Below are 12,608 nucleotides of genomic sequence, written 5' to 3' on the forward strand. Positions count from 1 at the left end.
GTTTTGATCGGTGCCACGATGCCGCTTTATGATAGTGGACTTCGTGCCGCCCAGCTTAAGAGTGCTGAATCGACACGCAATGCCGCGACTGAAACTTTCCGCAAGGTTCAGCTTGATGCGGTTGCAGAAATCGTTCTTGCATCCAATCTTCTTAAAACGTCTCTGGCTGCTAACAAAGCTGCTGGTGTTCTGGTTCAGACGTCTGCCACAGCATATGATGCAGCGCTTGAATCTTATAAGAATGGGCTCGGTACGATTACGATTGTCAATGAAGCCAACAATGCATTGCTTGATGCAAAGCTGGCGCAAACTGATGCTCATGCTGCCTCACTAATTGCGGCTGCGAATCTGGCTTTTTTCACCGGAGCTTTGACATCAAGTTCAAGCGCAGGTGCGAGCCTGCCGGGAGTTTCAGCAGGGCAATGAAGACTGTCTAAAGGCGGGGTGAAATGGCAAAGTACTGGATAGCAGCAGGAATTATTTTGCTTTTTGCGATTGCCGCCTTTGTGTTCTGGTTTCTGATACGACACAAAAAAGGCTGGTCGAGAAACATTTTAGCTCATCTGACATTCGTTGCGGCGATGTTTGGACTTATTATGACGCTCAGGCAAGTCGCTTACATGCTGCTTGTTGATTATAAGATAACGGCGATTACGCCCGAAGTTATCAACACGGTATCGACTTTCATCATGGCATTGATTGCCATGCAGCAGCTATTCCAGTTGATTAATCGCCTCACGCACAGTCAGATTGCACGTGGAAATGATGTGACTTCTGCGCGTATGGTTGCCCGTATTTTAAAGCTGGCGCTATTTCTCTTCATTATGCTGCTTTTTGGCGAGCAATTTGGGATTGGCCTATCCGGCTTACTTGCTTTTGGCGGTATCGGTGGTATCGCGATCGGTGTTGCCGGAAAAGATGTACTCAGTAACCTCTTCTCTGGAGTTATGCTTTATTTCGATAGGCCGTTTAGCATCGGTGACTGGATTAGTTCGCCTGATCGAAACATTGAAGGTACAGTCGTTGAGATCGGCTGGCGACTGACAAAGATTAAGACTTTTGATAATCGCCCGCTTTATGTGCCTAATGCCGCATTTTCGACCATCAGCGTTGAAAATCCGGGGCGCATGACCAACCGGCGCATCAGTACGACGATTGGCTTGCGATATGAAGACGGCGATAAAGTTTCTGGCGTCATTGACGACATAAGAGCGATGCTCAAAGCCAATGATAAAATAGACCAAACGCAGAGCTTGCTGGTTTATTTCAATGCTTTTGCAGACTCTTCTCTGAATATTATGGTTTATTGCTTCACCAAGACGACACATTGGGCTGAATGGCTCGAGGCACAGCAAGAAGTTTACCTCAAGATCATTGGTATCGTGCACGCCCACGGAGCTGATTTCGCCTTCTCGTCTGAAACGCTTTACATCCAGCCGGATAAAACTGCTGAACAAAAGGCAGCGAACGAATAGGTTAGGTGTCAGCACAAAACGAATGAGTGTGTTGATCGTTGGTTATCAATAGAATGCTGATATGCTATTGGTCTCTTGCTTCGCCACTTTTCTAAGGCACCCCCTTTGCTCTTTGGCGCTTTCGAGCACGTTTGGTATTAGGTAAGGTGCATAAAATTGGAAGATAGGTTTTTCTTCATCCCGGCATCGGGAGAAGCTGTCGCGGAAATAAGAAGCTTAGACTGGTCGCAGACCTCTTTGGGAGTGCCAGAAAAATGGCCACGTCCACTGAGGACGGCTGTTCAGATGATGATGGCGTCTCGGTTTCCAAAAGCAATTGCTTGGGGGCCTGAATTAATCACTCTCTATAATGATGCTTTCAAGCCTATTCTTCGTGGCAAACAGAATTGTATGGGTAAACCATTCAGTGAAATATGGGCCGAAGTTTGGGACGATATTGGTCCAATTGCCGAGAAGGCGATGTGGGGTGAGGCGACTTTCATCGAAGATTTTCCGCTGCTTATCAATCGATCAGGCTTTAGTGAGCAGTGCTATTACACATTCTGTTACAGCCCAATTTTAGACGAAGACGGCAGTGTTGGCGGTATAATTGATACTGTTATCGAAACAACAGGAAAGGTTGAGGCCGAGAAGAATGCGAGGATTATGAATGCTGAGCTCGCACATCGCATAAAGAATACTTTTAGCATTGTCGGGGCTATAGCTAGCCAGACCTTCAAAAGTCAGGACAATGAAGAAGAACTCAGCTCTTTTTCCCGGCGTTTGTTTGCATTAAGCAGCGCGCATAATGTTTTGCAGTTTGGTAAAAGCTCAAGTGGATCGTTTGCACAGATCATTAATGAAATCACTGCAGCGCTTGGCGTCGATGAGCGTGTCGATATTGACGGTATAGATATATTTATTGGACCAAAGGCTGCAAGTTCAACGTCGTTGTTGATCCACGAACTCACCACAAATGCCATCAAATATGGCTCGTTATCCAATGACACGGGGCGTGTTTCCATTCGTTGGAATACCGTGGATCACAATGGAATTGCTACGCTATTTTTAAACTGGTGTGAAACAGGCGGTCCGGTAATATCAAAGCCGGATAGGATTGGCTTCGGATCTAAGCTTATCAGAATGGGCCTTATGGGCACTGGTAACGTCGGGATTGATTACACTTCTGCTGGTTTGCAGGCTACGATGAATGCTCCTATTCATCAGATGCAGGGTGAGGGTCGGCTTTATAAAGACGGCTAGGTAATCTGTGATCGTATCATTGCGATGATGTGACGAGCGGTGAGCAAGGGTGATGATTGTTCTTTTTGGGCTTTCAGAGCGAACAATTGTGCCCGCATTCGCTTGATACAAAACGCCATTTCGCGAGCTTTTCTCTTAAATTTTTCGACATAATTTTCTCTTTGTAAAATAAGAATGCACAATAGTGAGCGCTCACATTTTTCGTTTGACGTTTGATGGTATATGTGAATAATTTCTTCATAAGTGAACGGAGGGGTTCACATTGGAGGAAATCAGATGTCTATGAAACGCTCAGGCTTTGGCTTGAAAGCTCTTACACTCGCTATTTTGTCGGCTTCCGCACTGAGCGCGCCAGCGCATAGTCAGGATCGTGCGGCTTTGCTCGGCACCCTGCCAACTGAAATTCAGGCGCTTTACACCGATGTTGTCGAAGTGGGACCGTCGGCTTATGGCGACTTCAAAGCGCCTGCCAAGCCATGGCGCTGGTGCCATTCGGAGTCCTATATGGGCAATCCATGGCGTGTAACTTTCAATGACGAACTCAAGCGACTTGTGGATGGTGCTATCGCCGCAGGTGATGTGTCTGAATATGTTGTTTCAGACTCCAATGGCGATGCAACGCAGCAGATTTCGCAAATCCGTGCTTTCATCGAGCAGGGCTGCAATGTCATTACGACAATTGCCGGTTCTTCGACTGCGTTAAATGCGGTGATTGACGATGCCTACAAGGCTGGCATTCCTGTTATTACATCGGCAGGTGCTGTGACCACGCCAAATGCGATCAATGTCATGCATAACCAGAACCTCTGGGGCTACCAGATGGGCAAGGGTATTGCGGAAGTGCTCAAAGATGGCGGCACAGTCCTTCAGGTTGAGGGCATCTCCGGCCATCCGCTCGTGCAGCAGGAAAACGCCGGTCTTGAAAAGGCAGTCGCAGAATCTGGCGACCTGACGATTGCTCGCAAGGTCAGTGGCGAATGGACCGGAACGACAACCAAGTCCGCAGTTCTTCAGGCACTCGCAACTACGCCGCAACAGATTGATGCGGTCTGGTCAACAGGCAGTGAAGCGCGCTTCATTGCGGAAGCTTTCCAGCAGGCTGGACGCCCATTGCCACTGATTGCAGGCTCCATTTCCGGTGATGCGCTTGGCTATTGGAATGCCAATCAGGAGACATTCAAGTTCTACGGCGGCGAGGTTTCACCGCATGTGGCTGCACAAAATGCATTCCGCGTTGCGCTGCGTATTCTTGAAGGCCAGAAGCCATTGGTTAACACGATCATCGCGCCAATGCCGCTTGTTACGCAGGCAGACCTTCCAAACTGGTACAAGGACTGCATGAAGCCGGACTCGGCAGCTATCTTCCCAATCCCGCCGCAGGACCCTTTCCCGGAAGAACTGTTGAATGGTTACTTCTCGAACGGAAGCGCAACCGCACTTTATGATTTCGCAAAAGTGCCAGCGTCCTGCGCCAAGTAATAGCTCATGCAAACACAGCCATTGCCAGGTTTTCTGGCAATGGCTTTCGTCTATCGCATGCGGAAAGTCATTTCATTATGCCCCAGCCTGATCTGAACTTAGTCGGCGCTTCCAATATGCACAGGCTGCTTGTGGAGGCTGGTCTGCCCCCAATAACGCATGCGCCTGTCAAATCGCTAAAGATCGAGAATCTTGAAAAGCGCTATGGTGAAACCGTTGCGCTGACTGGCGCAAATGTCGACTTTCGATATGGCGTTCACACAATCCTTGGTGAGAACGGCTCCGGCAAAAGCACAATGCTTAAGATATTGTCCGGTGTGGTGGCGCCCACGCAAGGGCGCGTCGTTCTTAACGATAAAACCATCGCTGCCAATTCGCCCGCAGATATGAAAGCTTTGGGTCTTTCAACGGTGTTTCAGGAAGTGCTGATTGCGCCGCATCGCTCGGTGGTTGAAAATATTTTCCTTGGCTTTGACGGATTGCTTACCCGCAAAGTCAGCAAAGCCGTGCGTGAAAAGGCTTCTCAAGCGGTTTTATCTAAGATTGCCCGTTTTCCAATTGATCTTCACGCGCCTGCGGGCAGCTTGTCGCTTGCTGCCCAACAGTTGGTCGTCATTGCGCGCGCTTTCATCAGTCGTCCTTCGATCCTGCTGTTGGACGAGGCAACCGCCGCGCTTGATTATGCAGATCGTGATCTGGTTTTTGAAACAATCGAAGATTACGCGAAGTCGGGCAACATAGTGATCTTCATTTCGCACCGGCTTGAAGAGGTAAAACGCCTTTCCGATCAGGTTACGGTTCTGCGAAGCGGGCAAATTGTCGATACGCTCGACGGGCATCAGATCAACAGCCAGATTCTTCTCGAACTCATGGCACCGGAGGCGCATCTCCATGTCGAATGATCAGATTATTCTCAGCTATGAAAATCTCGTGCTGGCACCAGGGCGCAAAGCACTTTCGGGGGCTATCCGCGCTGGTGAAATTACCGGCCTTGCAGGTCTTGAAGGCCACGGCCAGGAGCAATTCTTGCTGGCACTCGCTGGCTTTGATCAGCCGCGCCAATCCTCTGTCGAAGTGGTTGGAATCTCAGGCGAACGCCAAGCCTATCGCAATCATCATGATGCAGCAAAGCGTGGCGTAGTTTATCTACCGCGCGACCGGCGTGCGACCGGCATTTTCCCGGTGCTTTCCGTGCTTGATAATTTTGGCATGCCATCTATGCCGCGCTTTTCGTGGGGCGGTATTCTTAACCGCCGCAAACAGAAAGAAGAGTTGCAGCGCTATACCGAGTTTTTGTCGATCCGCTATCCGGCGATGGATGCGCCGATTACGGCGCTGAGCGGCGGTAATCAGCAGAAGGTTCTGCTTGCACGGCTTCTGGCGCTCAAGCCGCGTCTGATGCTGCTCAACGATCCAACCCGTGGCGTTGATCTTAATACGCGCATGAAATTCTATGAAGCATTCCGCAAACTCGCTCGTGAAGAGGGCATCGCACTGGTTATCCTGTCGAGTGAAATCGAGGAAATTCTGCAAATCTGCGACAGCGTTTCGGTGTTTCGTGATTTTGAATACTCAAAAACAATAGGCAAATCTGAAATGTCGATGTCAGGTGTACTTGCAGCCATGTTCGGACAGGATGAGGTGGCGCTATGAGCACATCCAATCAATCAGGTTTCCTGCAACGTCTTTTCTCTGGCGGGCAGGAAACGCGACTTGCCGCAATTCTTTTCGTCATTTTGCTTGTTATCAATATAGTGCTCAATCCGGTGCGCTTTGCACCGTCAAACTGGGGCGCAGTTCTGGGGTTAGCTGCTCCGCTGCTGCTAACCTCGCTTGCAATTACAATTCCCTTTCTGGCAGGGCGTGGCTCGATTGACATTTCAGTGGGGCCGCTAGTCGGGCTGATCAATGTTATTCTGGTGCAGTTGCTGATAACCAAAGGCGGCATAACCTCGCCATTCATCATTATTCCGGCGGCGATTGCGCTCGGCGTCCTTGCGGGCGCACTGAATGGATTGCTTGCGGCAATCATTCGTATCCAGCCGATTGTTGCGACCCTTGGGACCTATCTGATCTTCGGCGGGTTGGCGCTGACCATCCTGCCATCTCCATCCGGCTCGGTTCCGGCATGGCTTGCGGCGCTTGCAGGTCCATGGTCCATTCTGCCCGTTGGTACGGCTATTCTGATTTGGATTGGCATCAAACGGTTGCCATTTTATGAGACGCTTATGGCGGTGGGCAGTGAAGATCGAGCAGCTTACACGGCTGGCGTTAATGTCCCGCTGGTTCGCTTTATCGCCTACGTACTGGCTGGGCTTTTTGCCGGTCTGGCAGCGCTTTCGCTCACGGCGCTGATCGGCTCGGGCGATCCTATTATTGGCCCCGGCTACACACTGATTGCCATTGCGGCTGTGGCACTTGGCGGTGTCAGCCTTGCTGGTGGTGTAGGTGGTCTGAAAGCTGCGTTTCTTGGCGCTGCGGATATTTTTCTGCTGCAAAGCATGCTGACGGCCTTCAATGTCTCCACCTTTGTGCTTCAGGCCGTCTATGGCGCAGTTCTCGTTCTGGCCGTGTGCCTCAACTCCGAAAAACTGAAACTCTATTTCCGACGCAAGGTGGCGCAGCCATGATTAAAGCCTTAGCTACCAATCGTGCGTTGGTCGCCTTCATCGGCGTTGTTCTTGTTTTCCTTCTCGGAGCAGCCCTTATTCCGGGCTTTGCCAGCCTGTTTTCTATTCGCGCCATGCTGGTTCTGGCATCGCTTTTGGCCATCGCTGCACTAGGTCAGACACTGGTGATGATCCTTGGCGGCATTGATCTGTCGATACCTTTTGTCATCGGCTTTGCAAACGTGGTCTTTGCGAGCCTCTATGGTGATGGAATGTCACCGCTGATTGCAGGCGTTATCGTACTCGGGTCTGCCGCACTGATCGGTGCATTTTCAGGCGCATTGTCGGCTGCGCTTTCCATTCATCCGCTGATCGTAACACTAGGTGTCGGCACCATGGTTCAGGCGGGTGTGCAAATATGGACTCGCGGCTTACCGACTGGTTCCGCTCCCGCCTTCATCAATGATTTTGTATCATTAGGTGGCAGCATTGGGCCTTTGCCGTTTCCATGGCTAATCCCCTTCACCCTCTTTTTAACTATCGGCACGCTCTTCGTTTTGCGACGCACGATTTATGGCCGCAAGCTCTATGCACTTGGTTCTAATATCAAGGCCGCTGAAATTGCATTGATCAGGCCTGTGGCGATCTGGGCGATTACGTTTGGTCTGAGTGCGATGTTTGCAGCTCTTGCTGGTGTTTTGCTGCTTGGATTCACGGGGTCATCAAGTGCGACGGTTGGCACACCTTACCTGTTCCAGACAGTTTCAGCGGTGGTGATCGGCGGAACCGCACTAATTGGGGGACGCGGCGGCTTTGTCGGCACTGTAGCGGGCGCAATCATGTTGATGGAACTGCGCACATTCCTGATCGGTATGGGATTTTCGGATGCCATGGTGCAGTCTGCGCTTGGTGTGCTTATCCTGCTTCTGGTGGCAGCCTATGGCCGTGATCGCCATATTCGTAATCTGATCTAAAGGAAATGCAGATGGACGAAAGGCTTGCAAAAACGATTGCCGCCATCAAGGCTTCGGGTGCGGACTGGGGTATTTTTACTAGTCCTGACGGCGTTTCATATGCATCCGGCTATATTGTTGCGATTGAAGCGGGTCCGTCACCTTTTGCCGGTGGACCTGCCATTGCCGTGGTGGGCAAAAATGGCGAATGCGGACTTGTCGTCACCAATCTTGAATCCGGCACTCAAAGCTGGGCCGAATTGATCCTGATCTATGAAGGCTTTTCTTATAAAAGCCCGACCGATATTTTCGCCAATTATTGTTATACGGCTGGCCAGTTATTTGCAAAGCTCGGCATCAGTGGAACAGTGGCAATTGAGGAAGCAAGCTTTCCGCTATCCCTGCTGCCGCTTATTGAAACATGCAAGCGTGTGTCGATTGGCGATGCGTTCAAACGCGAACGCATGATCAAAACATCGACGGAAATTGCGTTGTTACGGGAGGCCGCATTGACTGCCTCTGCGGGGCAGCAGGCATTTCTCGAGAGAACCAAAGCGGGTCGTACTGAGCTTGAAGTTTTTGCTGACATCAGGCTCGCGATGGAAAACCGTGTTGGTGAGCGCCTACCTCTGACCGGCGATTTTATTTCTGGTAAAGAGCGCACATCTACTTTCATGGGCTGGCCGACGAACCGGATAATACAAACCAGCGATCCGCTGATTTGCGATTTGGCACCGCGCGTCAATGGCTATTGGGGCGATAGTTGTGCATCGGCAATGCTTGGAAAGCCAAGCGCAGGGTTTGAAAAGCAGTTTAAGGCAGCAAAATCGGCGCTTGATTTGGCCATTGAGATTATCCGCCCGGGGCTTGCTATCGGCGAACTCGATCAGAGATTACAGGCGCATATCGCAGCGCATGGTTACAGCTATGCTCACCATTCTGGCCACTCGATTGGCACATCCGTGCATGAATGGCCGCGACTTGTCAGTTATGAAACAGAGAGCTTTCAAAAAGACATGGTGGTGATGGTCGAACCAACGGCATTCGACCCTGAAGTCGGCGGTGTGCGGCTCGAATTTATGCTGCACGTCACAGAAAATGGCTGCGACGTGCTGACTGATTTCGAGCTTCAACTGTCTATAGCATAAACGGTCTGATGCACACAGGCGTGCCGATTTCGATGCGATTGCCTGTATCGGTCAGCTTGCCTGTAATATTGTCTCTTGCGAAAATCGTAATGCAATCGCTGTTCTGGTTTGCAACCAGCACCCACTCACCATCGGGCGTCAGCGTAAAATTGCGTGGTGTTGTACCGCCTGCGGGTGTGTATCCAATATCACTCAAATTGCCGTTTTCCTGATCAATCGCAAAAGCAGCAATGCTGTCATGGCCTCGATTGGAGCAATATAAATACGCGCCATCCGGCGAGAGGTGAATATCTGCACCATGGGAGTCTACGCCCGATGGTATCGTCGCCCAGCTTTGAACAAGCTGCATTTCTCCACCATTGCGATGAATGAGTGAAACAGTGGAATTCAGTTCATTGGAAACATAGATAAAACGACCATTGGGGTGCTGTGCGATGTGGCGAGGTCCGGCACCGGGTGACACAGCAACATTTCCCTGTTGTTCAAACTCTCCTTTTTCATCGACACTATAGGCAATGACTTCATCAAGCCCAAGGTCAGCAGACAGGAAAAATCCACCTTCAGGGGTTTCGACGATGCAATGCGGATGACTACGTTCCTGCCGCTCGCTGTCAGGTCCTAGCGAACCTTGGTGACGCACGGAACCTGTGACAGAGCCAAGACTGCCATTATCATTTATCGGAAGGGTGACGAGAGACTGATCTGGGCCACCGCTCCCCATTGCATAATTGGCAACCAGCACGAACTTTCCGTCACGGCTGATGGTATTGTGTGCCGTTATACTGCCGTGACAGGCCTGTTTGTTGAGATAGACCAGTTCGCCTTTCTCAGCATCAAAACGATAGGCGCTCACGGTGCCCTCATGCCAGCCAAAGACTTCTGAATTGGCATAAATTACGCCAGAGGCGGGGTTGACGCTTAAAAAGGTGGGGTTGTCGACGGAGGATGTGCCGCAAATGCGCTGGGCGTCGCCGGTCTTTGTATCGAATGCGTAAATCGAGAGGCCTTCGCCGCGTGCGCCCTGAAAATAGGGTGCTTCACGATTAACTGAGCCGACAGCCAGATAAAGCATATTCACGCATTCCTCCAATGCAATTCACATTGATTGATCCATCTCTCATCGGCAACTGACATGCAAGCACCGGAAAGCAACTTCAGCTCCGGGCATCGCTATTTTCATGTTTATCTGCACAATAGGATTAGCCCGAATCTAAACGCAATGGAGCGTAGAGCCGATGCAGCGCATTACAATTACCGTTGATGATGATCTGATGTACGACCTTGATGCGTTGATTGCCCGCAAGGGCTATGCAAACCGATCAGAAGCGGTCCGCGATCTTGTCCGCTCGAGTATTGGTGAGGCAGAAATTGCATCCGATGAAGCCAAAAATTGCGTCGGCGTATTAAGCTATGTCTATCAGCACGATGCACGTGATCTGGCTAAGAAGCTCACTGCCTCGCATCATGACCATCATCATATGTCAGTAGCGTCACTTCACGTCCATATGAATGAAGAGCTTTGCCTCGAAGTCAGCCTCCTCCGAGGGGAGGTGAAAGATGTCAAGCAGTTCGCAAATTCAATTATTTCACAACGCGCCGTTGTTTATGGGGATGTCTCTATCATTCCACATGAACCGCACGAGCCGCATGACCATTAAGCAATCCGAATAATTTAACTGCATAATTTCGGTGTATGTCATAAAACATCACATTGAAATCATTGCTTTAATATAGCTTATCAGCGTATGCCTTAAGTGATTTGACGCCTCGTTTCGAAGTAGTGGACAATTATGGATCTGACCGTTCTCATATTCTTGCTTGTATATCTTGCGATGGGTTGCGGTACTTTACCAGGTTTCAAGGTTGATCGGACGGGCGCAGCAATCATTGGATCGCTTGCGATGCTCGTGGCAGGCAGCATTACTGCGCAGGCTGCATGGAACGCAATTGATTATAAGACCTTGGGCATGTTGTTCGGCCTGATGGTCGTTTCAGCCGGCTTTTCGGTTTCAGGTTTTTATGGCTGGGTTGCAAAGCGCGTAACAGAGCTGCCATTATCGCCGCCACTATTGGTCGGCGTCATGATTGTTATGGGCGCATCATTCTCAGCGTTTTTGACAAAAGACGTAGTGGCCGTGGCTATGACGCCCTTGCTGGTTTCGGTGAGTCTGGCGCGTGGGTTAAATCCTGTGCCATTTCTTCTGGCTTTCTGCTTTGCCGTTAATACGGGCTCAACAGCCACTTTGATCGGTAGCCCGCAGAATATGATCACCGCTCAGCAATTGGGGCTGTCATTCAATGGTTTCCTGAAAATTGCCGCTATTCCTGCGCTGCTTTCGCTGCCGATTGTCTGGGGTGTTATCGTTTTTGCATATCGGGGTCGTTGGGAGCTTAAGAAATCTTCGACCAAAGGCGCTGATGTCTCGGAGGCGACCGAAATCGATGTTCTGGAGACCATAAAAACTGGGCTCGTAGCAATTGTCGTCATCGGGTTCTTTGTTTTCAGTGATTTGCCGCGCGAGCTTGTTGCTATGGCGGGCGCCGGAATCCTGCTTGTCAGCCGCAAGGTTTCATCGAAGGACATGCTCAAGCAAGTAGATGGTGATCTGCTGCTTTTGATCATGGGGCTGTTCATCGTTAATGCTGCGATAGCCGGAACAGGCATTCCGCAGGATTTGCTCAACCATTTGCGCGAAGCCGGTCTTAATTTGAACGACCCGCTTTCACTGCTTTTTGTTGGCGGCGTCTTGAGCAATTTGGTTGGAAACAATCCAGCCGTCATGCTGTTGGTGCCTTATCTTCATTCCGGTCCCGATGCCGATGCGCTGGGCGCAGCTTTGGCTTTGGGGACTGGTTTTTCAAGTAATATGATCGTTTTTGGGAGTTTGGCTGGTATTATCGTTGTTGAACAAGCTGGAGCGCGCGGAATTAAAATATCATTTATGGAATTTGCCAGAACTGGCGTAATTGTGATGTTTTTATGTATGATCGTTGCAGCTTCGTGGATATTTGTTTTAACCAAATTCTAGTTGATATGATTTAACCGTAAACTCTCCGGGAAATTAATTTTGATTGATTAATACATCAATACTGCAAATACATATTGATGTATTAATCATGATCTCGAAAATTTAATTATTTATTTGTAAAATAAGTATTGCCCCTTAACGACCTGATTGCTAGCTTTATCATGGTGGTTTAATCAAGGGGAGCATTATTATGGGCCGTTGGATGCCGTCTCCCCCTAGTCTTTGTACGGAGGTTACGTATGCATTTCACGCCGCGAGAGATTGACAAGCTCATGATTCATACGCTGGCGATTGTCGCGCAGCGTCGTAAAGATCAGGGTTTGAAGCTCAATCATCCTGAAACCGTATCTTTGATTGCTGCCGCTGCCCTTGAAGGTGCACGCGCTGGAAAAACGCTCGAAGAAGTCATGGAACTGGCACGTAAGACCATCACCAAAGAGGATGTGATGGAAGGTGTCGTTGAAATGATTCCTTACGTGCAGGTTGAGGCTGTGTTCACCGATGGCAGCCGTCTCGTCACCGTTCACGATCCAATCCAGTAACCCCTTCAGGGAGGCTTAGTTATGGCTGCAGATAAGGCAAAGACTCCTGTTGGAGGATTGGTTCTCGGCAAAGGTGATATTGAAATCAATGCCGGCTATCCAACCACCACTTTGAAAGTACGTAACAAAGG

The 12,608-nt window shown here is 49.9% G+C and carries 13 protein-coding genes; 12 read left to right on the forward strand and 1 reads right to left on the reverse strand.

Annotation, left to right across the window (positions count from 1 at the left end; all coding sequences use genetic code 11):
• The 9 genes from J2782_RS22610 to J2782_RS22650 form a co-directional block, all read left to right on the forward strand.
• The coding region (locus J2782_RS22610) for a TolC family protein (protein WP_310016395.1) at window positions 1-426 on the forward strand (426 nt) is incomplete at its 5' end.
• A 23-nt stretch (window positions 427-449) separates the two neighbouring features.
• Window positions 450-1,475 (forward strand): mechanosensitive ion channel family protein, encoded by a 1,026-nt coding sequence (locus J2782_RS22615; RefSeq protein WP_310016396.1) that lies wholly within the window; start codon window positions 450-452, stop codon window positions 1,473-1,475.
• Window positions 1,476-1,631: 156 nt separating this feature from the next.
• Window positions 1,632-2,717, forward strand: a complete 1,086-nt coding sequence (locus tag J2782_RS22620; RefSeq protein WP_310016397.1) for an HWE histidine kinase domain-containing protein — start codon at window positions 1,632-1,634, stop codon at window positions 2,715-2,717.
• A gap of 276 nt (window positions 2,718-2,993) precedes the next feature.
• Complete coding sequence (locus J2782_RS22625) at window positions 2,994-4,196, forward strand: substrate-binding domain-containing protein (RefSeq protein ID WP_310016398.1); 1,203 nt, start codon at window positions 2,994-2,996, stop codon at window positions 4,194-4,196.
• Window positions 4,197-4,273: 77 nt separating this feature from the next.
• The gene (locus J2782_RS22630) at window positions 4,274-5,098 is read left to right on the forward strand and encodes an ATP-binding cassette domain-containing protein (RefSeq protein ID WP_310016399.1); all 825 of its coding nucleotides are present in this window, start codon (window positions 4,274-4,276) and stop codon (window positions 5,096-5,098) included.
• Entirely contained in the window at window positions 5,088-5,849 is a 762-nt protein-coding gene (locus tag J2782_RS22635) for an ATP-binding cassette domain-containing protein (RefSeq protein ID WP_310016400.1), read from the forward strand. Before J2782_RS22630 ends, J2782_RS22635 begins: the two co-directional genes overlap by 11 nt.
• Window positions 5,846-6,826 carry an ABC transporter permease gene (locus J2782_RS22640; protein ID WP_310016401.1) on the forward strand — a complete coding sequence of 327 codons (981 nt, stop codon included), beginning with the start codon at window positions 5,846-5,848 and terminating at the stop codon, window positions 6,824-6,826. Before J2782_RS22635 ends, J2782_RS22640 begins: the two co-directional genes overlap by 4 nt.
• Window positions 6,823-7,779: an ABC transporter permease gene (locus J2782_RS22645; RefSeq protein ID WP_310016402.1), complete on the forward strand. Its 957-nt coding sequence runs from the start codon at window positions 6,823-6,825 to the stop codon at window positions 7,777-7,779. Before J2782_RS22640 ends, J2782_RS22645 begins: the two co-directional genes overlap by 4 nt.
• Window positions 7,780-7,790: 11 nt before the next feature.
• The gene (locus J2782_RS22650; RefSeq protein ID WP_310016403.1) at window positions 7,791-8,906 is read left to right on the forward strand and encodes a M24 family metallopeptidase; all 1,116 of its coding nucleotides are present in this window, start codon (window positions 7,791-7,793) and stop codon (window positions 8,904-8,906) included.
• Here J2782_RS22650 and J2782_RS22655 read toward each other — a convergent pair.
• Complete coding sequence (locus J2782_RS22655; RefSeq protein WP_310016410.1) at window positions 8,896-9,978, reverse strand: lactonase family protein; 1,083 nt, start codon at window positions 9,976-9,978, stop codon at window positions 8,896-8,898. The genes J2782_RS22650 and J2782_RS22655 overlap by 11 nt on opposite strands.
• A gap of 163 nt (window positions 9,979-10,141) precedes the next feature.
• Between J2782_RS22655 and nikR the strand changes: the two genes are divergently transcribed.
• The 3 genes from nikR (at window position 10,142) to J2782_RS22670 (ending at window position 12,477) form a co-directional block, all read left to right on the forward strand.
• Window positions 10,142-10,564, forward strand: a complete 423-nt coding sequence (gene nikR / locus J2782_RS22660) for a nickel-responsive transcriptional regulator NikR (protein ID WP_310016404.1) — start codon at window positions 10,142-10,144, stop codon at window positions 10,562-10,564.
• Window positions 10,565-10,696: 132 nt separating this feature from the next.
• Window positions 10,697-11,935 (forward strand): ArsB/NhaD family transporter, encoded by a 1,239-nt coding sequence (locus J2782_RS22665; RefSeq protein ID WP_310016406.1) that lies wholly within the window; start codon window positions 10,697-10,699, stop codon window positions 11,933-11,935.
• A gap of 239 nt (window positions 11,936-12,174) precedes the next feature.
• Entirely contained in the window at window positions 12,175-12,477 is a 303-nt protein-coding gene (locus tag J2782_RS22670; RefSeq protein WP_310016408.1) for an urease subunit gamma, read from the forward strand.
• Window positions 12,478-12,608: the final 131 nt, after the last annotated feature.

The organism is Brucella pseudogrignonensis (assembly GCF_031454375.1).
GTDB classification, from domain to species: Bacteria; Pseudomonadota; Alphaproteobacteria; order Rhizobiales; family Rhizobiaceae; genus Brucella; species Brucella pseudogrignonensis_A.

Bases quoted from the DNA above. Each gene is read 5' to 3' on its own strand.
- J2782_RS22630 (WP_310016399.1), top strand. From the start codon at position 4,274: ATGCCCCAGCCTGATCTGAACTTAGTCGGCGCTTCCAATATGCACAGG.
- J2782_RS22655 (WP_310016410.1), bottom strand. From the start codon at position 9,978: ATGCTTTATCTGGCTGTCGGCTCAGTTAATCGTGAAGCACCCTATTTT.
- J2782_RS22640 (WP_310016401.1), top strand. From the start codon at position 5,846: ATGAGCACATCCAATCAATCAGGTTTCCTGCAACGTCTTTTCTCTGGC.
- J2782_RS22650 (WP_310016403.1), top strand. From the start codon at position 7,791: ATGGACGAAAGGCTTGCAAAAACGATTGCCGCCATCAAGGCTTCGGGT.
- J2782_RS22665 (WP_310016406.1), top strand. From the start codon at position 10,697: ATGGATCTGACCGTTCTCATATTCTTGCTTGTATATCTTGCGATGGGT.
- J2782_RS22625 (WP_310016398.1), top strand. From the start codon at position 2,994: ATGTCTATGAAACGCTCAGGCTTTGGCTTGAAAGCTCTTACACTCGCT.
- J2782_RS22615 (WP_310016396.1), top strand. From the start codon at position 450: ATGGCAAAGTACTGGATAGCAGCAGGAATTATTTTGCTTTTTGCGATT.
- J2782_RS22670 (WP_310016408.1), top strand. From the start codon at position 12,175: ATGCATTTCACGCCGCGAGAGATTGACAAGCTCATGATTCATACGCTG.
- J2782_RS22635 (WP_310016400.1), top strand. From the start codon at position 5,088: ATGTCGAATGATCAGATTATTCTCAGCTATGAAAATCTCGTGCTGGCA.
- J2782_RS22645 (WP_310016402.1), top strand. From the start codon at position 6,823: ATGATTAAAGCCTTAGCTACCAATCGTGCGTTGGTCGCCTTCATCGGC.
- nikR (WP_310016404.1), top strand. From the start codon at position 10,142: ATGCAGCGCATTACAATTACCGTTGATGATGATCTGATGTACGACCTT.